The 21171-nt window shown below is 40.1% G+C and carries 23 protein-coding genes and 1 pseudogene; 10 read left to right on the forward strand and 14 right to left on the reverse strand.

Going from position 1 to position 21171, the window contains the following annotated elements:
• Positions 1 to 51: 51 nt before the first annotated feature.
• Positions 52 to 2322: a peptidoglycan D,D-transpeptidase FtsI family protein gene (locus PQO01_RS00095; protein ID WP_274312007.1), complete on the reverse strand. Its 2271-nt coding sequence runs from the start codon at positions 2320 to 2322 to the stop codon at positions 52 to 54.
• A 66-nt stretch (positions 2323 to 2388) separates the two neighbouring features.
• On the opposite strand from PQO01_RS00095, the gene PQO01_RS00100 reads away from it, so the two are divergent.
• A complete protein-coding gene (locus tag PQO01_RS00100) occupies positions 2389 to 2553 on the forward strand; it encodes a hypothetical protein (RefSeq protein WP_274312008.1) in 165 nt (54 codons plus the stop codon).
• Positions 2554 to 2815: 262 nt separating this feature from the next.
• On the opposite strand, the gene PQO01_RS00105 is transcribed toward PQO01_RS00100, so the two are convergent.
• On the reverse strand, positions 2816 to 3439 hold the full coding sequence (locus tag PQO01_RS00105; RefSeq protein ID WP_274312009.1) for a rod shape-determining protein MreC: 624 nt from the start codon (positions 3437 to 3439) through the stop codon (positions 2816 to 2818).
• A gap of 139 nt (positions 3440 to 3578) precedes the next feature.
• On the reverse strand, positions 3579 to 4976 hold the full coding sequence (locus tag PQO01_RS00110) for a PP2C family protein-serine/threonine phosphatase (RefSeq protein ID WP_274312010.1): 1398 nt from the start codon (positions 4974 to 4976) through the stop codon (positions 3579 to 3581).
• A gap of 217 nt (positions 4977 to 5193) precedes the next feature.
• Between PQO01_RS00110 and PQO01_RS00115 the strand changes: the two genes are divergently transcribed.
• From PQO01_RS00115 to PQO01_RS00125, 3 genes are all read left to right on the forward strand, one after another.
• Positions 5194 to 5988 carry a thymidylate synthase gene (locus PQO01_RS00115; RefSeq protein ID WP_274312011.1) on the forward strand — a complete coding sequence of 265 codons (795 nt, stop codon included), beginning with the start codon at positions 5194 to 5196 and terminating at the stop codon, positions 5986 to 5988.
• Positions 5985 to 6476, forward strand: a complete 492-nt coding sequence (locus PQO01_RS00120) for a dihydrofolate reductase (protein ID WP_274312012.1) — start codon at positions 5985 to 5987, stop codon at positions 6474 to 6476. The genes PQO01_RS00115 and PQO01_RS00120 overlap by 4 nt, the downstream gene beginning before the upstream one ends.
• 148 nt (positions 6477 to 6624) lie before the next feature.
• Entirely contained in the window at positions 6625 to 6804 is a 180-nt protein-coding gene (locus PQO01_RS00125) for a hypothetical protein (RefSeq protein ID WP_274312013.1), read from the forward strand.
• 62 nt (positions 6805 to 6866) lie between these two features.
• Here PQO01_RS00125 and PQO01_RS00130 read toward each other — a convergent pair whose 3' ends face one another.
• From PQO01_RS00130 to PQO01_RS00145, 4 genes are all read right to left on the reverse strand, one after another.
• Positions 6867 to 7235, reverse strand: a complete 369-nt coding sequence (locus PQO01_RS00130; RefSeq protein WP_274312014.1) for a cytochrome c — start codon at positions 7233 to 7235, stop codon at positions 6867 to 6869.
• A 124-nt stretch (positions 7236 to 7359) separates the two neighbouring features.
• Positions 7360 to 8829, reverse strand: a complete 1470-nt coding sequence (gene ilvC / locus PQO01_RS00135; protein ID WP_274312015.1) for a ketol-acid reductoisomerase — start codon at positions 8827 to 8829, stop codon at positions 7360 to 7362.
• A 104-nt stretch (positions 8830 to 8933) separates the two neighbouring features.
• Complete coding sequence (locus tag PQO01_RS00140) at positions 8934 to 9251, reverse strand: hypothetical protein (RefSeq protein ID WP_274312016.1); 318 nt, start codon at positions 9249 to 9251, stop codon at positions 8934 to 8936.
• A gap of 8 nt (positions 9252 to 9259) precedes the next feature.
• Positions 9260 to 9850, reverse strand: a complete 591-nt coding sequence (locus tag PQO01_RS00145; RefSeq protein WP_274312017.1) for a YiiX/YebB-like N1pC/P60 family cysteine hydrolase — start codon at positions 9848 to 9850, stop codon at positions 9260 to 9262.
• 182 nt (positions 9851 to 10032) lie between these two features.
• Between PQO01_RS00145 and rbfA the strand changes: the two genes are divergently transcribed.
• The 5 genes from rbfA to PQO01_RS00170 are packed head-to-tail and all read left to right on the forward strand — an operon-like array spanning position 10033 to position 13982.
• On the forward strand, positions 10033 to 10392 hold the full coding sequence (gene rbfA, locus PQO01_RS00150; protein ID WP_274312018.1) for a 30S ribosome-binding factor RbfA: 360 nt from the start codon (positions 10033 to 10035) through the stop codon (positions 10390 to 10392).
• Positions 10393 to 11130 (forward strand): tRNA pseudouridine(55) synthase TruB, encoded by a 738-nt coding sequence (gene truB / locus PQO01_RS00155; protein ID WP_274312019.1) that lies wholly within the window; start codon positions 10393 to 10395, stop codon positions 11128 to 11130.
• A gap of 1 nt (position 11131) precedes the next feature.
• Entirely contained in the window at positions 11132 to 12055 is a 924-nt protein-coding gene (ribF, locus tag PQO01_RS00160) for a riboflavin biosynthesis protein RibF (protein ID WP_274312020.1), read from the forward strand.
• Entirely contained in the window at positions 12024 to 12764 is a 741-nt protein-coding gene (murI, locus tag PQO01_RS00165) for a glutamate racemase (RefSeq protein ID WP_274312021.1), read from the forward strand. Before ribF ends, murI begins: the two co-directional genes overlap by 32 nt.
• Before the next feature lie 57 nt (positions 12765 to 12821).
• Positions 12822 to 13982, forward strand: a complete 1161-nt coding sequence (locus tag PQO01_RS00170; RefSeq protein ID WP_274312022.1) for a hypothetical protein — start codon at positions 12822 to 12824, stop codon at positions 13980 to 13982.
• Position 13983: 1 nt separating this feature from the next.
• Here PQO01_RS00170 and PQO01_RS00175 read toward each other — a convergent pair whose 3' ends face one another.
• The 7 genes from PQO01_RS00175 to PQO01_RS00205 all read right to left on the reverse strand — a co-directional run bounded on the left by PQO01_RS00175 (position 13984) and on the right by PQO01_RS00205 (position 19614).
• Positions 13984 to 15078, reverse strand: coding sequence for an AAA family ATPase (locus tag PQO01_RS00175; RefSeq protein WP_274312023.1), 1095 nt, complete (start codon positions 15076 to 15078; stop codon positions 13984 to 13986).
• Between the two features lie 12 nt (positions 15079 to 15090).
• Entirely contained in the window at positions 15091 to 16452 is a 1362-nt protein-coding gene (locus PQO01_RS00180; RefSeq protein WP_274312024.1) for an alkaline phosphatase family protein, read from the reverse strand.
• Positions 16453 to 16459: 7 nt separating this feature from the next.
• On the reverse strand, positions 16460 to 16984 hold the full coding sequence (locus PQO01_RS00185) for a hypothetical protein (RefSeq protein ID WP_274312025.1): 525 nt from the start codon (positions 16982 to 16984) through the stop codon (positions 16460 to 16462).
• A gap of 16 nt (positions 16985 to 17000) precedes the next feature.
• The gene (locus PQO01_RS00190) at positions 17001 to 17411 is read right to left on the reverse strand and encodes an OsmC family protein (protein WP_274312026.1); all 411 of its coding nucleotides are present in this window, start codon (positions 17409 to 17411) and stop codon (positions 17001 to 17003) included.
• Positions 17411 to 17716, reverse strand: a complete 306-nt coding sequence (locus PQO01_RS00195) for a rhodanese-like domain-containing protein (RefSeq protein WP_274312027.1) — start codon at positions 17714 to 17716, stop codon at positions 17411 to 17413. The genes PQO01_RS00190 and PQO01_RS00195 overlap by 1 nt, the downstream gene beginning before the upstream one ends.
• A 22-nt stretch (positions 17717 to 17738) precedes the next feature.
• On the reverse strand, positions 17739 to 18611 hold the full coding sequence (gene cysM, locus PQO01_RS00200) for a cysteine synthase CysM (RefSeq protein WP_274312028.1): 873 nt from the start codon (positions 18609 to 18611) through the stop codon (positions 17739 to 17741).
• Between the two features lie 580 nt (positions 18612 to 19191).
• The gene (locus PQO01_RS00205) at positions 19192 to 19614 is read right to left on the reverse strand and encodes a hypothetical protein (protein ID WP_274312029.1); all 423 of its coding nucleotides are present in this window, start codon (positions 19612 to 19614) and stop codon (positions 19192 to 19194) included.
• 86 nt (positions 19615 to 19700) lie between these two features.
• Between PQO01_RS00205 and PQO01_RS00210 the strand changes: the two are divergent.
• A pseudogene (locus tag PQO01_RS00210) lies at positions 19701 to 21075 on the forward strand (IS1380 family transposase).
• Positions 21076 to 21171 lie beyond the last annotated feature (96 nt).

Raw genomic sequence — 21171 nt, forward strand, 5'->3', positions numbered from 1 at the left:
TAAAGTTATTATAAAGACAGAGTGCCTATTGTTCTTGTCATTTTTTTTGCCTTAATTAGATGAATTAGGCTTCGTTTGACTCCACGTATCAAAGAATTTTCTAACTACTGGAGCTGCACTCGTACCACCACTCTCTCCATCCTCTACTAAAACAATTGTTGCATATCGAGGACTTTCATAAGGGCCAAAACTGGCGAACCAACAATTTTTTTGAATCTTGCGAATGGCCTTACCGTCAGGGCCTAATTTGGTCTTACCCGCTTCATTTTTTTCGTAATAGGGAACCTGTGCGGTACCCGTCTTGCCTGCTAAAGTTATCCCCTCTTGGGTTTTTGCTGTTTTTGCTGAAGCGTTGGATCCGTGAATAACATCGTACATCCCCTGAGTAATGAGATCCATTGTCTTCTTCGAAAGATTTAAATCACCTCGAAAATAATTTTTATGCTTGGATAACAAAACTTCTTCACGCGAGTCCCAAACTTCGTCTACGATGTATGGCTTTATCAATTTCCCTCCATTTGCGATGGCCGCAACAAAAGCACAGGCCTGCACAGGACTTATTTCAATTTTACCTTGGCCGATTCCGAGATAAGCTAATTCACCAACACGATTGTGGATTTCCACATCTGCGAGTGTTCCTTTACTCTCATAGGACAAACGCTTGTGCACTCCTTCTTCAAAAATAGGCATTGTACCGAAGCCCACACGCTGATAAAAGCCTACTAAATCTTCCATCCCTAGACGTACTGCCAGATCAATGAAAAATGGGTTACAGCTCACCTCTAAAGCCTTGGTCACATTTATTTTTCCATGTCCCCAGCGATTGGCACAGCGAATGCGACTACGTGATCCCAAGTGATAAGCTCCGTCACAATCATAAACACTCTCTTCGTCAATGAGTCCACGCTCCAAGGCTAGGCCCGCCACCAAAGGCTTAATGATAGACCCAGGCATATACGCTGCTTGAACGGCACGATTATGCATAGGTCGAGCCAACTGAACCCATGCCAAACTGGGGTCATCTGAAACAGTTTGTCGATAATAATCAACTTCACGAATACGGCTCAAATCAAAAGATGGTGTCGAGACCATGGCCAATATCGCTCCAGTATATATATCCATCACCACCATGGATCCTCGCTTATCTTTCATCAAATCATAAGCAATTTTTTGAGCTTCTGCATCAATAGTCAGTCGAAGATTCTCCCCATGCTTTGCTGGGATTAAGGATTCAGTACCCTCTAAACTTTTGACTTGATCGACTGCAAAGCCCGTCCGGTTAACATAGAGAAGTTCTTTTCCGCCCTTACCTGCTAAGACTTGGTCATAGGCATACTCTAGTCCAGTGCGCCCCCATAACTCAGGAGTAAAATAAAAATACTCATCTATATCATCATGAGTGGATGGTTCACGTCGTCCTGTATAACCAGTGATATGAGAAAAAGCAAGGTTATTTTGATACACTCTCTTGGGGGTCATCACAACTTGATAACGTTTGGTTTTTCTACCAGCTAATACTGAACGCTCTTTTAAGCTAAGATCAGTGAGCCCTCGAAAAGGCAATGCTGGCTTGCGATATAAATGACGCACGACATCATCTGGCTTAATGTCATGCGATCTCCCCATAGCCAAACATAAGGCATCGAGTTCCTGAATAAGAAACTGTGCTGTACGACTATAGGAGCCTAAACCTTCTTCCACGGGGATTTTATTTAGGAAGCAAAATAATTGATTATCTTCCCAAACCAAACTCTCAGGTAAACTAATATTTTTAACTTGGTCGACTAAACCAGGAAGTACTGAATCGAAAACCAAAATTTTTTCAACTTTGTTTCGACGTAAAAGTTCGTTTTCTTGCTGCTGCTTTTCATACGCTGCCTTATCTTTAGCTTTTTTCTGAAGGCTTATACCCAAATCTTTTTCGCGACGCCTCAAAGCCTTTTCTATTGTGCTCGTCCTCAACTTTGCTTTATGATGTATCATCGTTTCAATTTCTTTAACGAAGACAGTCACATTTTCGGCTGCAGTCCAGTATTTAGAAACTCCCGGGCGACGGTATTCTGGTAAATAAAAATCTAATGAAAAAGATGGCTCATTATTAGCTAGAATCTCTCCTTTTGATGCCTCTATTCTACCGCGCACTGGAGGTATCCGTACTGGCCGTATGATTTGCTTCTTCATCTCCTCAGTATATTCACCGCGATCTAACATCTGAACGTAATACAAACGCCAAATCAGTATGGCAGACATCAGAATAGCAATGATAAGCAAGACCAACATTCGCGGTCCAAACTCTTTATTAAATCTCTCTTTAAAACTCATGAGAACTACACATCTTCCGAATAATTATCTAAGACAGAAAAGCGTGCCAAAGTCAATGAATCAGAAATGAAGTCCCAAAACCACAAAAAAACTGGGGCTAGTACGGAACTTATGATAAGTGAGGGCAATAAAAACTTCATTGTTAACCAGGGTGAGTTTAGCCCGAACTCCAATAAATATGCGGGTAACAAAGCACAAAATATAGGCAAAATCTGTGGTGGGAAATTTTGACAATCCCCCATATCTCGCCAAACATAGGCAATCGAAAATGCGATCAGAGTAAAGTAAGCATTATTATAAGAGCAAACGGCATTGACTAAAACCATCAATACTGCCAAAGAAATCAAGGATTGATAGATCCCTCTAGCTACCGTTAAATAAAAGATGTAAATAGCTGATAAAGGTAGAAAAAAGCCTTTTGATGCACAAAAGCTTTCCAACCATACGACACAGAAGAAATTAAATAAATAAAAGCTCAAAGCTCGGCCAATCATTATTTCTGGTCCACAATTAAACTAATGTAATCAGCCGATTCAATGGGTGCTAGCAGTTCAACATAAGCTCGCTGAACAACTTCATCACGCTCCGTTCTAATGACGCGAGCCACTAATAGACCTTTAGGAATCCCCAAAGTACCCGTACTCTGCAAAAGCATATCTTCTTTAATTTCGGCATCTCTTGGCAAGTAATCTACTAAACAAATTAACCGCCCCGTCTTTAACGATTCTTCTTGATACTCACCCCTTAGCAAACCATTCCATGAGGTCCCTTGAACATTGACTGCAAATTCCTCGTCAGAATTCAAAAAAGTTTTTATTCTAAAGCTATTTTTATTTTCAAACTTCGCACGACCTGCCAAGTATCCTCCAACCATTACACCATAGCTCTCTTTGTAAGCTCGTGTATCGAGAACTCGCACACTAAATTCGTAGTTCCATTTTATGGGGTGACGTTCGTAAATGGGAAAAACTTCGGTCTGGTAAAAATTAATTTCTTTTAGATTCAATTGCTTACGCAAAGCAATATTCTCTTGCTTTAGGCGCTTAAACTCAAGCTCATCGAAATTCTTCTGGGAAAGTTGATTACGAAAGATTTGATTCTCTTCTCTCAGAGTCATTTCACTAACCATCGCTTGCGAGGGCAAAAACGGACTGAAAAAACTTTTAATTAAAGGGTCTAAAGCAGGGAAAATTTTGGGAAGTGCCAAAATGACCACAACACAAAAAAGGATAAAAGACAAGCCTGCCTTAAACCACTTAATCACGATGCAGTTCACTCACGGACATGATCATTATCGTTTGGTCATCGGATTGAGGATAATCTCCCGTGAAACGTTGAATATCATTCAATAATCCCATCGCTTGATCTTTACTACTACCTTGATGATGACACCAAGTTTCTTTTAATCTTGGCAAGCTATATTCTGCACCATCTTCATTTTCAGCTTCGGTTAAACCGTCTGTATAGAACAAGAAGCAGAAACCATCTTGAATGGCCATCGAGAAAGTGTCAAAGCTAACGCCCATATCGTTGGGAATTAAACCAATTGCAGGACCTTCTGGAACGATTTCGAACACTTCACCATCTTCATTTTTCAAAAGAACTTCAGTGTGACCAGCCCGAGCCATTTCCATGGTATTATTACTTGAGTCTGCCAAGCAGAAGACCATCGTAACAAAGCGAGCCATATCGGTGTCTTGTACCAAATATTGATTGAGTTCCAGCAAAAGACTTTCCATATCAGTGAAACGTGAACATATGGCTCGTAATACCGAACGGGTCATAATCATAATAAGACATGCAGGCAAGCCCTTACCACTGGCATCAGCTAAAACAAAAAGTGTTCTATGTTCATCAATTTTAATAAAGTCGTAGAAGTCACCACTCACTTCTTTAGCGGGAATATTGTGCGCAAATATATCCAAATGAGCGAAGTTAGGCATTTCTTCAGGCGTTAGAGTCTGCTGAATTTGTCTCGCAAACTCTAGCTCTTGCTGCATCCTCTGTTGATCGGCCATTTGACTATAAGTTTCAATCATATTTTTAGAAAGTGTTGCAACTACCGCTAATGAAGCAAAGAGTTCCAAGTCATCTTGCTCAAAACGACCACTCACTCCCTGAGAATTAACCGCACAAATCACCCCTTGCATCTCGTTAAATAAGACAATAGGAACAACCATCAAGGATTTTATTCCCGCTTCAACTTGGCTCTCAGAAAGCTCGTATTCACCCACTAAAGCAGGCTTCATATTCTTTGAAATCTTGCCAAAGAAGCCATCTCCAATGACTACTTTCCTCTCACGAATTGAAGCCACGTCTTCTTTTTCGCCACCTTCAAAAGCCGACATTGAAGGGAAGGGACCGATTGAGGTAACAGCCTCCATCGTATTCCCTTCTTCATCTGTAAAAAAGATACAAAGTGATTCCGCATGAATCGTACTTACAATGAAACGACCTAGGGACACCATAGTAGAATCAATATTACCTCCAGCCATTGCCACCGAATGGGCAAAGCGATTCAGAAAGTTCGCCACCGCTTTGCGGTCCTCGCAATAACGTCGATTCGCCTCTTGTAACTCACGTATTTTTAGTACGTGAATAACGACTAAGATACAAATTATTATTCCAAGAAGAACGTAGATGAAAACTTCCATTGAGCCCCGATTTTACTACAAATTTATTTATTAAGTTAGATCAATAAAATAATTTATGTGCATTTATCAAAAAATCCCTTTCTCGAATGAAGATAAACACATGAAAATTGACACATTTTTTACAAGTGGCTCTCAGCTAATTCATCGCACATTACGATAGGATTTTCTCAAACTTAAGTTAAATTGATTGAAACTGCTCAATTTAGGGAACAAAGCAATGAAACAATACCTCGACTTATTAGATCATGTCATGAAAAATGGCACTGACAAAAGCGACAGGACTGGAACAGGCACACGCAGTGTTTTTGGTCATCAAATGCGTTTTAATCTTCAAGATGGCTTTCCAATGGTCACCACAAAGAAATGCCACCTCAGATCTATTATCCACGAGCTGCTTTGGTTCCTCTCTGGCGACACAAATATCAAGTATTTAAAAGACAACGGCGTCTCGATTTGGGATGAGTGGGCAGACGAAGATGGCAACCTTGGTCCAGTCTACGGCTACCAATGGCGTAGCTGGAGAACTCCTGATGGAAAAACCATAGATCAGATTTCTCAGCTCATCGAAATGATTAAAACGAACCCGGATTCACGCAGATTAATAGTAAGTGCTTGGAATGTATCTGATGTTGAAAATATGGCGCTCCCTCCCTGCCATAGCTTATTTCAGTTTTATGTTGCTGATAACAAACTTTCCTGCCAGCTTTACCAACGTTCCGCTGACATCTTTCTGGGAGTTCCATTTAACATCGCTTCTTACGCCCTACTCACTATGATGGTTGCTCAAGTCTGCGATCTCGAGTACGGTGACTTTGTTCATACCTTTGGGGATGCGCACATCTATAGCAATCACTTTGAACAAGCCAAGCTCCAACTGAGCCGTGAACCACGTCCCTTACCAACAATGAAGATAAACTCTGATGTGAAAGATATCTTCTCCTTCACTTTCGATGACTTCACTTTAGAAGGTTACGATCCTCACCCACACATCAAAGCTCCTGTTGCCATATGAAAACAAGTATGATTTGCGCCATGGCAAGTAATCGTGGCATCGGATACAAAAACACTCTTCCTTGGCGCCTGAGCAACGATTTACAGCACTTCAAAGCCCTTACTATGGGTAAGCCCATAATTATGGGTCGTAAAACTTATGAATCCATTGGTCGTCCTCTTCCCGGTAGACGCAACCTCATTCTCTCTCGCGACGCAGAGCTTAAAATCGAAGGCACCGAATGCTTTACTTCTTATGAAGAGATCAGAGCTAATTGTAGTAATGAAGAAGAAGTCTTCATCATTGGTGGCGCCCAAATTTATGAAATTCTTTTCAAGGAAGTCGACACCCTTCACTTAACACTAATTGATGCTGAAATTGTGGCAGATGCCTATTTTCCCGATTTCGACACTAGTGAATGGAAAGAAATCTCGAGAGAGAAGCATAAAGCTGATAGTAAAAACGACTACGATTATAGTTTTGTAAGCCTCGAAAAGACTAAGCCATAAGTCTACAACGCATTACCACTGACTTTATTTAAACTTTTACGTGACGTGTATTTTTACCCAAAACCCTCACAACTAAAACTTGCTTCATACATATCTAAATATTATTTTCATTTTCAATGGATGAAATAATATACTGGAGGAAACAGTAATGAAGCATGAAAGACAGAGTTTTGAAAACATAAGCGTAAGTGATGACGAGTTCTACGAAGCTCCACAAGTCGACAAAGTTAAAGGCAAACAACTCAGCGTGGAAAGCCAAGTAGTCATCAGCATCTTAGCCGCTGTAAATTTCGCTCTTTTCTATTTTTTAGTTTTCGTTATAAGCTAGACCCAATCACAAAAAAAATGGCCTCTCAATCGAGAGGCCATTTTTTATGTGTGAATCTTAACTTACTTGTATTCTTCGTGGCAAGCTTTACAAGCAGCGCCTACGTCTTTCCAGCTCTTAGCGAGGGCATCATAATCTGACCCATCAAGAACTTTTTTGTAGTCTTCGAGTGCTTTAAGCATTTTAACGTTAAAGTCATTAAACATTTTCTCTTCATGCTTAATATCTTTCATGCCGTTATATTCTTCAATCAACTCAAGAGAATATTTTTTCCAATCAGCATTTTTATAATCTTTCTTCTTTTCTAAGCGCTTAAGTTTTTTAGCAGCGCCAAGCTCTTCCATGATAGCCAAAACTTTATCATCTACACTTTCTGCATATGTAGCTGAACCCATAAAACAAGCCATACCAAGTAACATTAATTTTTTCATTTTGTTTTCCTTTGCGTTGTTAGTTTATTGCTTAAATGAACTTAAAGATAACTCGATATTCTACAAAAACAAAAAGCGAGTGCATACGCACTCGCTTTTTTAAGAATATTTTAAATTAAAAAACTTAAATAATCTCTTTCATAGCCGTCATATAGCCACGAAGTTCGCCACCAACTTTTTCACAGCCAGTGCTACGGAGTGCGCGGTTAATGTCAACAATCTGCTTATTATTAACAGAGTTTGAACCACCTTCATTGTACTCTTTACCAATAACTGAAGTATCGATAGATTTCATGAAGTCTGCAAGAAGCGGCACACATGCGTGAGAGAAAAGGTAACAGCCATATTCAGCTGTATCAGAGATAACACGATTCATTTCGTAAAGCTTCTTACGAGCAATTGTATTTGCGATGAGCGGAGTCTCGTGAAGTGACTCGTAGTAAGCTGACTCTTCTTTGATACCAGCTTCAACCATTGCGTCGAAAGCAAGATCAACACCAGCTGCTACGAAAGCAACCATGAGAACACCTTTATCAAAGTACTCTTGCTCAGAAATCTCTACGTCGCCCGCAGGAGTTTTCTCGAAAGCTGTTTGACCAGTTTCTTCTCTCCAAGTGAGAAGTTTAATGTCATCATTAGCCCAGTCAGCCATCATGCCTTCAGAGAAATCACCTTCGATGATGTCATCCATATGCTTCTCGAAAAGAGGACGCATAATTGTTTTTAACTCAGTGATGAGTTCGAAACATTTAACTTTTGCAGGGTTTGAAAGGCGGTCAACCATACCACTTACGCCACCAATCTTAAGCGCTTCAGTGATTGTTTCCCAACCGTATTGAATGAATTTAGAAGCCCAACCAGCGTCAATACCTTCTTCAACCATTTTGTCGAAAGAAAGAATTGAACCCGCTTGAAGAAGACCACAAAGAATTGTTTGCTCACCCATGAGATCAGATTTAACTTCTGCAACGAAGGAAGACATAAGAACACCAGCACGATCGCCACCAGTACCACAGCAGTAAGCTTTTGCTTGATCAAGGCCATCGCCATTAGGATCGTTTTCACGGTGAACTGCGATAAGAGTTGGAACACCAAAACCACGCTTGTACTCGTTACGAACTTCAGAACCAGGTGACTTAGGAGCAACCATGATTACTGTAATATCTTCACGAATCTGCATGCCTTCTTCAACAACATTGAAGCCGTGCGAGTAAAGAAGTGTAGAACCATCTTTCATAAGAGGCATTACAGTTTCAACTACGTTAGTATGTTGCTTGTCAGGTGTGAGGTTAGCTACGAGGTCTGCAGAAGGAATAAGTTCTTCGTATGTACCAACAACAAAACCGTTTTCAGTTGCATTGATGAAAGACTGACGCTTTGATTCAATTGCAGCACCACGAAGTGCGTAAGAAACATCAAGACCTGAGTCGCGAAGGTTAAGACCTTGGTTAAGACCTTGAGCACCGCAACCAACGATAACGATTTTTTTGCCTTTGAGCTTTTCAACGCCATTGAATTCGTCCTTAGACATAAAGCGGCAAGTACCGAGTTCTTCCAGCTTAATACGCTGGGGCAAAGTATTGTAGTAGTTCATTAATAAACCTCTGTGTATATTATATTAGATTTTAAGAGCATGGCAGTTTACACGCCAAAGTCATTTTTTCAAAAGCAGAAAGTCGCCTTGTTTTAAAAAAGAATTTAGCGCTTCACTGGTACTCTATTGAGGCCATTAATTTCAGTGATTTTAAACTTCGCTCCAAAGACTTCCATCGATTTTGATGATTCGTACTTCCAGTCATAAATCGGGCCTTCATAGACATCGTCTAGAGCTATAAACCAATACCAAAAACCATCAATTGTTTTCTGTATCTTTTGCTCCCAAGACATATATTTGTAGGCACTATTTCTACGATAGGAATATTGGTCGTCATCCGCCAAATCTTTAAAAAAGCTACCACAACTGCTCATCGACACCATAATGCCCAAGATCATAATGAATTGTAATAGCTTTTTCATAATTGCCGTTAACGGAAATTTTCTAAATTACTGTAGACTGTCTCTAGATTTGTCGATTCCAGCTGACTCGCAGGAGTTACCGTACGTTGCTGCATGGGAATTCGTCCAAAGAACCAGAGCTTCCAAAATCCCATCGGCGTTTGAGGGTTTCTATGCAACAACTCAGTAAAAGTCTCAATCTTGCCCACTTCAATACCCAAAGCCTTGTGGTAAACATCGTAAGCAAATTTTGAGCAAAACTGCTTTTTACTATCGTAGTTAAAACGAAAGTGATACCACAAGCCCATACGCGACTCTGCTTCTTGCTGTAGTTTTGTTAACTGATCGTCTTTCAAACCGCCCTTCAGACGCCTTACTTCTAAACGGCCTCCCTCAGACCTTTCGACAAAACTCCTGAAACTCGAATACGTACTTCGTGGAACCTTGCTCTCGGCAACTACAAAAGAACCATCGTCATTTTGATCTATAATCAAACCCACATGTGAACTCCAACTACAGCTTGTATCGGCGACTTTTTTATAGAGTATGTTATCAATTCTAGTGAAGACAAAATCTCCTGGTTTCACCAAAGATTCAATATGTTCAAAATCTGGCTGCATGCTGTTTCCCTCATTTATTAATTTCTTGCTTAAGCATATTCCCTTTATTCATTAAAGGAAAGAAAAAAATTCACTGATGACATTCACTTTTATCAATACTCAGCTCTTTTACTCTGCTTAATTAGGAAATCGATACTTTGAGCCTATATTGCTCAAAATTTATTCTAATAAAGGAAAAACACATGTCAAAAGACAGAATGCGCAGCGTGGATTCTACTATCCAGAAAGAGCTGAGCTCAGTATTCATTCGAGAAGTCTTCCCCTGCTTCGAATGCCTCATCACGGTGACAGGCGTCAAAACCTCTGCAGACCTTAGACACTGCAACGTCTATGTAAGTGTAATGGGATCCGATCAACAAAAAGAAGACGTAATCCGTTTCCTTCGCGATCGCTCAGAAGAATTCTTCAATCACCTCAGCAAACGAATCCGCATGAAGTTCACTCCCGTTATTCACTGGCACTGTGATGATACACCTGAGACCGCCGATCGACTTTCTTCACTCATTGATTCAATTGACATCCCAAGCGAAGACGAAGATTAAATGGGACGCAGACGTAGAAAAAACCCCACTCCAGATTTTGATGGTATTCTTCTTGTAGATAAACCGAAAGAATGGACTTCTCATGATGTTGTCAACTTAGTTCGTAATCGCTATCGCTTTAACAAGGTTGGTCACTGCGGAACTTTAGATCCGCTCGCAACGGGCCTAATTGTTGTCGTTATTGGTAAAGCAACGAAACTCGCGAGCAAACTCACTGCTGACGACAAAGTATACATTACTGAGATGACCCTCGGACGTGAAACCGATTCCCATGACGAAGAAGGCGAAACAACTCGTGAAGCCAGCTTTGAGCATGTCACAGAAGAACAAATTCAGCAATGTGCGAAAGATTTTACGGGTGATCAAATGCAAGTCCCACCCATGGTTTCTGCCCTCAAAAAAGACGGCAAAAAACTTTACGAACTCGCTCGCCAAGGCATCGAAGTTGAACGCGAAGCTAGACCCGTCACCTTTCATAGCTTGGACATCGATAAAATTGAACTACCAAAAGTTCATTTCACCCTGCACTGCTCCAAAGGCTCCTACGTTAGAGTCCTTTGTCATGACATGGGCAGAAAGATGGAATCAGCTGCTTACATGAGCAATTTGCGTAGAACAAAAAGCGGACAATTCTCTTTGGATAATGCCGTTGAAGTCACTCATCTCAAAACTATTGAACGCGAAGAAGTCGAAAAACTCATTATCCCCATAGATCAAGTGGAAATTGCCGAAGACTAAAATGTTGCTCTGTCACTCTTTACAAGAACTCCAAGAACACGGCATTGACAAAGTAAGCATTGCCTGTGGAAATTTTGACGGCATCCACCGCGGACACCGCAAACTTCTACAGCAGGCTATCGATCAAGGTAACGCTAAGCAGTCGACTCCTATTGTCCTAAGCTTCTCTCCACACCCTCGGGAGTTTTTCACTGGTAAGTGCATCCCCACTCTTTCTTCTTTAGAAAAAAGAATGGAAACTTTTTCTAAGTTGGGAATCAAGGCTTTAGTCATCCTTGATTTTAACAAAGAATTAGCTGCGACAGAAGCCCATGACTTCATTTCCAAGTACTTACTTAACTCAGTAAGCATTACTGATTTTTGTGTCGGTCGTCAGTGGCTGTTTGGCGCTGGTCGCAAGGGTAATATTAAACTCCTCCAGGAATATAGCGACTCTTTCACGACCCACGCCGTAGATGAATTCTTACTTGATGGCCATGCCGTCTCTAGCTCGCGCATTCGCCAAGCCCTAGAAAACCATCAGTTCCAAGACGCAGAAGAGCTCTTGGGCCATAAATGGAATATATCGGGTCCCGTCGTCAAAGGTCTCGGTTTAGCTAGCGAGAAACTCAATACTCCAACGGCAAATATCAACACTGGCATCCCCCTACTTCCTATTTCAGGCGTCTTTGCGGTTCACGCAAAAATAAATAGCACGACTCATAACGGAGTCCTCAATATTGGTGCTGCACCAACTTTTCTCGAAAAGCAAAGACACTCTCAACACGTAGAACTTCACCTCTTAGATTTCGAAGACGATATTTATGGTGAGCAAGTCCACATTCATATTCACGCTTTCATTCGCCCAGAAAAGAAATTCAGTTCCGCCGAAGAACTCAAAGAGCAAATCCATCATGACATTGCCCAAGCGCGTCAAACTCTCTAATCTCGGATCAGATGCAGATCATGTGATGATCCTCGATTCTGGCGCAGGAGCTCACAGCATTTATAAGGAATGCAAGAAACTTCGCCCCAAGATGAATTACCTCATAATAGAAGACAAAAGCTTCTTCCCCTACGGCGATAAGGATCCCAAACAATTAGAAGAACGTTTTGCAGAGGTCGCAAAAGAAGTTTCTCGGCATAAGCCCTTAGCCTTTATCATTGCCTGTAATACCGCAAGTACACATGCCTTAGAAATCTTTCGAGAAAGATTGAACTGCCCAGTCATCGGCACTGTTCCTCCCATAAAAATGGCCGCCAGCTCTAGTGCGAGTAAATGCATTGCCTTGCTTGCGACTCCCGCAACTATCTCTAGCTCCTACACATCACAACTTATTAAAGATTTTGCAGGAGACACAGAAGTCCACCTCATACCTACACCAAACTTAGCAAAAATTTGCGAAAGCTATCATACCACAAAAAGCATTTGCCGTAATGAACTGCAAACAGAACTCAAAGCCTTAGAAACTATTAATAAGCTCGATACAATAGCTCTGGGTTGTACTCATTATCATCTCATCAAAGATGAAATTGCTTTACTCTATCCAAACTGTCAGCTAATTGATTGTTCTTCGGCAATTGCCAAACAATTTGACCGCGTTTCTCCTCAGATTACACAGCAAACATCCACTGTCGAGCACTGCTATATCTAAACTGCATTTGATCAAATCCTTCCTTTATGATATCTTGTTAAATCAATAGGAGGATTTATGAACAACTTAGATGATTTACTAAAAACGGCTTTAGATGTCTCTGTAAGTATTGTCGTTCGAAGAACAGCACTCAGGAAAATACGCACAGCAAAGAAAAGTCTTGAACTTACAAACGCAGTTATCAAACTGGTTCAAAACATGGAAGATGAGGGTCTGCAACGCGATTGCCTAAAAATTGCTGGTGACATGGCCATCTATCAATCTTGCGATGTGATTTTCCCCATCACCCAAGGCAAAGGCATGAATGGCCGTTATGCCGTACAAGCACTCGGTAAAATCGGGGGAACTAAAGCCTATCATTATTTACTCAACATTGATAATGACAAAGGGGTGAATTCTTACGACGCTAAACGCGCCATGCGAGAAATCGAACGCAAAGAACCAAATATCAAAGTGCTCATAAATGATGAATTGGAAGAAATCCAAGACTCTATTAATGAGTTTAAGCAATCGACCATACGCGCTATGGAAAATGCTCGTAAAGCACCCACTTCCGATCCGGTCAAGATTCAATCAGATTCTGTAAAACTAAAATCGGACCCTATAGATCTCGTTTCGGATTCCGATTTCGAGGAATCTCTTGAGAGGTCGGCATCGATCGAACTCATGTCTTCTGACCTCGAGAATCAAAAACTTCGCAAATCACTTGAGCAAATGAAACAAAATTATATTGCTTCAGAAAATTTGCGGGGCGAACAAGAAAAACTTTTCTTAGAGGAACAAAAATTAAACGCCTCTCTTCAAGAAAACCTCAACCTTCAGCAACAGAGTTCTAGTAAAGATCAATCAAAGGTCATTAGTGATCTACAAAAGGAAATTGATAAACTCCAAAAAGACTTAAGTCAGACTAACGATACCTTCCTCAAAGAAAGAAAGCGTTGGGTAGAAGAAAAAGAAAAACTCAATAAAGAGCGCATCGAGTTTTCTGCTCAAAAAGCTTCCCCAAAAAGCAAAAAAGATGGACTGCAAGTAGACGCCTTACAAAAACGAGTCGAAGGTCAACAAATCATTATTGACAAACTCCAGGGCGAACTCGAAAAGAAACTCAATTTCTCTTCGACTAAAAAACGATTCAAAAGTACTGAAGAAAAAAGCAATAATATCGGCTGTATCGTCGGCGGTATCATTGCCTTCATCTTCTTCATGACTTGTCGTTAAATCATTTCACTAACTTAAGAAGCTTATCCATATCTATATTTTCTTCAAATAGATCAATAGCACGCTGGACTTTTGCGGGGCTCTTAGTATCAATCTTAGCCACAAGGTGACTCATTTTCACCACTGCTTGATATGTATCAAAATCCGTAGTGATCACAGGAATACCTTGCTCTTCGCAAATCTTTAGAGCTTTGCTACTCACATGCCCTTTGGATGTCAACATTACACCAGCGAGTATAAACTCGCGCCCTTGTTCACGAGCTAGCTTTTGCTGATGATGCAAAGACTCCAAGAAGCGACCTCGGCTTACAACCAAGAGTAAGTTCTCTGGGGGATGGTCACCACTTGGACTCGACGTCCCCCCTGCCAAAGCTTCGTGCACTAAGGTATTCATCGTTTCCTTAGCTCCACTAATCACTTCGCCCTTAACCACTTTCACTACATGCTTAATGGATGGATAAACTAATTGGGAATCGTAAGGCATCAAACCGAGTAACTGCATCCCATTTGCCTCAATCCATGGCTCCACATAATGGCGAATTTTATCCATTTTTTGAGGTAGGACTTTATTTAAAATCACTCCTTTAATCGCAACTCCGTGCGCATCAAACAAAGCTTTACACAAAGCCAGCCGATCAATGGTATTGCCAATGCCACCCTCGAGAACTAAAACGACTTCAGTTTCTAAGAGTTCAGCAACTCGAGCATTGGATAAGCCGACAACAGAACCTACACCTGGGTGTCCCGTACCTTCATACAAGACAAACTCATAATCTTTATTCAAAGTTTCGGCAGCATGAAGAATCTTGCGCTCAAGCACACCTGTTTTGGGATCATCTAAAAGCTCCGCCGTATCACCTGGACCCAAAATTACTGGGGAGTGAATATCAGGAATTAAATCAAAAGTTTTTAGAGTTTCAGAAAACAATACGGCATCCTTATCAACACGCTTGCCTTTCACCGTGTGAAACTGCTGACCCAAGGGTTTTGAATACCCCACTTTAACACCGCGTTTCTGTAGAGCTGCGAGCATCCCTAAAGTATTGGTTGTTTTGCCAACGTGCTGACTCGTGGCTGCAATGTATAATGACTTCATCAATTCACTCCTTTATGCTTGGAAATACTCTTCCACAAGCTTTTTAAAATCTCTCATATCTCTCACTTCATCATCACCTAACTCTAAATCGCCAATCAACAAGGGACCATCAGCTAATTTTTCAGGATGAACACCATGCGAACCCTTTACTAAGGTGGCATCGAGTGGGATAACATCCATTAGGTAACGGAAGCCCAGTTTTTTCTTTAATAAAGTTTTTGCTGCGCTTAATTTGCCCCCGGGTCTCATAAATAATTCTACGGGGTCATAACCTGGCTTACGATGTATATCTACCGCACGAGCATAATCAGGCGCAAGGCTATCATCTAACCAGTAATAATAAGTAAACCAAGCATTCTTTTCAGCCAAACAAACGATTTCTCCAGAGCGTTCATGATCTAAATCGTACTTGCTTCGAGCTTCGCCACTACAAACTTCAGCCACACCATCAAGTCCAGTCAATAATTTTTCAATTTCAGGTATTTTACTTTTATCATTGACATAGACATGAGCTAATTGGTGATCTGCCACGGCAAAAGCGTCAGACGCGCCTGCATCAAACTGCTCTTCACCGCATTCCATACGCACTTTAATCAAACCTGCTTTGCGAAGTGCGCGATTAATATGAATTGGTTTATCGACTTCTTGAATACCGTACTCTGACAGGATCACCACTTTATAATCCAGTGACTCAGCACATTTACGAAGATCGCCAATACACTCATCTAACTCGCGAACATCTTTGGCCATCGCAGGATCATTTGGCCCTAATCTTTGCAAGTTATAATCTAAATGTGGCAAGTAAACGAGAGATAAATTGGGCTGATGCTTTTTCATAACATGTATGGTCGAGTCACTAATCCATTTCGTCGATTCGATAGACGTCATCGGACCCCAAAACTTAAATAAAGGGAAAGTCCCGAGCTCAGACTCCAATTCATCATTGAGTTCCATTGGATGTGTATACGAGCCTGGGTGCTTGGCACCATCAGCCCGATATATCGGACGAGGCGTCGCCGACCACTCTGCACTGGAGTACATATTGTACCACCAAAACATTTTTGCCGTGGTGAAACTGGGGTCTTGGGACCTTAGTGTTTCCCAAACCTTCTCTCCTGTCACCAACTGATTAGTTTGCCTCCAAAGCCAAACTTGTGCTAAATCTCGAAAGTACCAACCATTAGCTACTATCCCATGCTCTTGAGGACTGTTGCCCGTCAATAAAGTGGCTTGAGAAGTGCAGGTCACTGCAGGAATGGGTGGTTTTAAGTACTGACGATTTTTCTCGAAGAAATACTTTAGATTAGGGCAATCATCATTAATCAAGCTTTCTGTTAAGCCAACTGCATTAATGACTAAGAGTTTTTTACTCATCTAAAGTTTAATTTCCTTCAGGATAATAAACAGGCACACCATCAAAGGGTAAACCATCAATCTCAAGCTTATCTACCGTTGCTTCAAACTTTTTCAAACCCTTGATGATATCTGATTTTAAGCGAAAAACGCCTTTTTCATCAGCTTTAAGTGTGAGATTTATGGTGTTTATCTGTAAATCCAGCTGTGCCTGATCAAGTTTTAATTGCTCTTTGGCTAAACCATCATAAAAATATACCGTCATAGCACCATCTTTATGATCAATAACAATTTCCATCACAGCTGCATCACCGCCTAATTTCATGAGAGCACCACCATTAGGAGCTTTAAGTTCAAAAGATTCCTTAACGCCACAACTTGGACAACCAACTTCACAATCTTTATCAGCCTTTTCAGCTTCTTTTTTACTATTAGATAAGTCTTTCTTAGATCCTGCTTCAGCCCTGGAAATAGGTTCCGACGTTTTTGTAGTTTGTTCATCCTTACATGAGGCAAAAATGAATAAACAAGTAATCAAAGCAATATATTTCATAACTTTCTCCTTGGTTTTACTTTACACTACAAGTATGTGTTATTTCCACCGTTGGTTCAAGCATTTTTGAAACAGAACAATATTTTTCCATTGAAAGCTCACAAGCTTTCTCTAATTTCTTAAGGCTAACATCACCACCAATGCAATCTACATGGATATTGATTTTCGTAAAGACTGCTGGAACTGCATCTGCGCGTTCAGCCGTTACCGTCAACTCAACATCGGCAGGATTTTGGCGTTGCTTACCCAAAATCATCAGTACATCTACTGCAGAACAACCCGCTAAACCAACTAGGACCATTTCCATTGGGCGAGGTCCTGTATCAGTTCCACCAATTGATGGTGGCCCATCGATTCTTACTGTATGACCTTCACCACTTACACAGTCAAACTGCATGCCCTCGACGCGTTTTAATTTGATTTTCATTAAGCTTCAAAGCCTTCTGATACAAGCTCGTCAAAACCTTCATCAAGTGGAACAACTTCGCTAATTCCAAGATCTTCAAGAAGGGGGGCTGCCATATATACACGACGACCGCTACGACAGTGAAGGTAAGTTTTTAATTCTAAATCCACATCATCAGGTTCATCACCTGCTTCAAGGTTAGATAATGGAGCAAATAAAGCTTGCTTTAAATGTCCTTCTTGCCATTCGTTAAATTCTCTTACATCAAGAAGTTGTGCTGTACCAGCCTCGAGTTCTTCTTTCATTTGTTCTAAATGTGTTTTCATTTTAAATTCCTAATTATTAAATTTATTGTCCAAAAAGACCTGTTGATAAATAGCGATCTCCACGATCGCATACAATGGCTACAATTAAACCTTCTTCTAAAGTCTTGGCTAATTCAAGTGCGGCCCAAACGGATCCACCTGATGATATACCACAAAAAACCCCTTCCTGGCGCCCTAACTGACGCATCATTTCTTCGGCATCTTCTTGCTTGATGTCGTAAATTTTATCGACTCGATCTGCTTCGTAAATTGCAGGTAAATACTCTTGGGGCCAACGGCGAATCCCAGGAATTTTTGCGCCATCAGCAGGCTGACAACCAACAATTTGAACTTCTTGATTACGCTCTTTTAAATAGCGTGAGGTCCCCATAATGGTGCCAGTTGTACCCATACAAGAAACAAAATGGGTGATTTGCCCTTGAGTAGCAGCCCAAATCTCTGGAGCTGTTCCACGGTAATGTGCTTCTGGGTTTGCTTCATTGCCAAATTGATTAAGCATCACATAACCGCCTTCTTCAACTTTGCTCTTGGCATAATCGATGGCACTCTCCATTGACTCGGTCAGAGTAACTTTTGCCCCAAAGGCCTTCATAGCGTCAACGCGTTCTTGGGTCGAGTTCTCCGGCATTGCCAACTCAATGTCGTAGCCCTTAACTGAGGCGATCATTGATAGCGCTATCCCCGTATTTCCACTGGTCGCTTCAATGATTTTTACTCCAGGCTTCAAAACCCCGCGCATTTCTGCATCAGAAATCATATAATAGGCGGCGCGATCTTTTACGCTACCACCAGGATTGTTGCCTTCAAGCTTAACAAAAACCTTAACTTTTTTATTGGGGCATAATTGTTTCAATTCAAGTAGTGGTGTTTTGCCAATTAAATCAGTAAAATCCATGCTATCATTCCTAAAAAATTCTATATCAGCCAATATAGTCCTTATTTATATCTTGAAAACATAGCCGTAAAAAGAAATGAGTATTTACAATTTAATAAAATCTGCCTGGAATTGAGTTTGACAACGAGTGTATTTCTAAGTCATACTTTCACAATGATATAATATTGTTCCATTTGTCCTTCATCACTTAAAAGCTCGAAATTGAGGTATCGTAAGTTTGAGTTTTAATAACCCAAACCAAACTCTAATCTGACAATTGCAGTTTAGAACAAATTCGAAAGCTAGCAATAAAACACTACTAAAAGCATTTCTTAGTTGCATACTTTTTAACTCGTAAAACAAATAAATTCATTTTAAGATACGTAATTGTGGCTATTCAAATAGAGATTCGTTATTAAAATCTAATTTCATATCAATAGCTTAAACTAATAAAATCATTGATCCGAAAGAGCAGAGGAATCGATAATTTGTGACGGGTAAAATAGCCAAAGAACTTCTGACAGCCTTAAAGAATTTAAAATGAAATAGGAGGATCAAAAAAGAAGTTAAGCGTGAGCTTACATAAAACTAAGGAGTTCTATTATCCACAAATACCTAATTCCATATAATCATTACGAAACTTCATCATTCTTTCTAGAAACTTTTCATTATAGGGAAATACAGTAGACAAGCGTAATTTCACATACTGCCCCTGAGCATGAATATTGTAAGTATTTGTTTTAAAAACCGATAAATGATGAAATGGCACTGCCCAAGTAAATTCACTTGTATTTCTCTTAAAAAAAAGCAATACCCCTTTAGGTCTCTGCTCAATATTTGTGAAATGCATCCCAGCGTGACCATCTAAACTATCAAATAACTTTTGACTCATTTCTTCAATCAACATCCTCCCAGAACCTTTACCCCTTAACTGAAATGTTTTTATTAAGCCGTAAGATTCTCCCAAGTGACCATCAATCTCTTTATCTATACTTTTATTTCTATATGAGGTATTATAAAACATTTTCTATATCCATTTTTATTAAATCAATGGATATTTAAAAAAATAACAAATCTCCAAATACCTAATAAATACGCTTTGAAGGAAAAATGTTCACGTGTGAGGTGAAAAGTGGTGAATGAGTTAAATTAGTTTCGACCAAAAAACAAAAACTCAAAACACCACCCATTCATCATGCCTTCTATCACCAAAATATCAACAACATCCGAATGTCTCACCCCCCGTGCAGGCTTAGCTCCATTTGTAAATTTCCTTAAGAAGTCACATGTCAGTGATGAACTGTCTTTGATATATCAAGATCTGCGTAAATCAAAAAAAGGCATAAAGCTAAAAGAGGCTTTCTTACAGATTTTATTATTTTTAGCAGATGGAACTGAACAGAGTTTAGAAAGTTTTGATAGACTCAACCAAGATGAGTCATGGATAAAAATACATGGCTGTAAAGAATACTTAAATACCGCATCACTGAAACGACTGTTATACAAAGCAGATAAAATAGATGTCGAAACTATTCGTCCTTATTTCCATCGTATTTTTCAATCAGTATTAAAGAATGAGTCACCGAATGAAGTGGTCTTATTTTTAGATTCCTGTGTATACAATAACGATGGGGCTAAATGTCGTGCAGGAGTTAAACCTACCTACAAAAATTTCCAAGGATATCATCCCATCAATCTTATCTGGAATGGTTTTTATGTTGACACCTATTTTCAATCAGGACATTGTTCGACCAACCATGGCGACATAGTTAAAACAATGCTAAAGAACGCAAGCAAAAGCATAAGGGAAACCCTTGGTCCGGAAGTCACTATCATTGTTAGAATGGATGGAGGCTTTTACGATCAAAAAATCTTCAAGCTTTGCGATGAATTGGGGGTTAATTTTGTTTGTGCTGGAAAGGTTTACAAAGATCATACTTTTGACGTACATAGTTTTTCTGGCATTTATGAAAACAAGAATAGTATGTGGAAATATGAAGCTTTTCAAGAGTGCAGAAAATCATGGGATGAAAATATGAAATACAGGGCTTTAAAACTTGTTGTGGTTGAAGAAAATGGTGAACCCTTGCTAGGCTTGAATGGTCGTATAATTCTATCGAATTATGATAACTGTAGTGATGAAAAATTAATTGAATATGACCATTCTAGAGGTAAAGATGAATTAACTCATAGAGAGGTCAAAGACTTCACTAGCGAACGTATGCCTTGTTTAGATTTTCACGCTAATCAACTTTGGTACTACATGGGGATTCTAGCCTTTAATCTGTTTCAGGTTTTTAAAAGAAAAATTGCCTGCCTTTTCAAGACCTCTTATCCAACAACTTTCAGAAGGAAGTTTTTCGATATAGCGGGAAAAATCATTCCTGAGTCTCGTTCATTTACTCTGAAAATACATAAATTTAAAATGAAAGAATTGCAGTTTAATAAAATATGGGAACGATCCTTAATTCCCTGGATCATATGAAGCCAACTAAAGAACTAACATAGCTGACTTAATAGCCGGCTCGCAACGGTGTGTCTCCATCATGTGAAAAACACATTTTCTTGAGTCTTGAGTAGT

It is taken from the genome of Lentisphaera marina (assembly GCF_028745505.1).
In the GTDB taxonomy this organism is placed as follows: Bacteria; Verrucomicrobiota; Lentisphaeria; order Lentisphaerales; family Lentisphaeraceae; genus Lentisphaera; species Lentisphaera marina.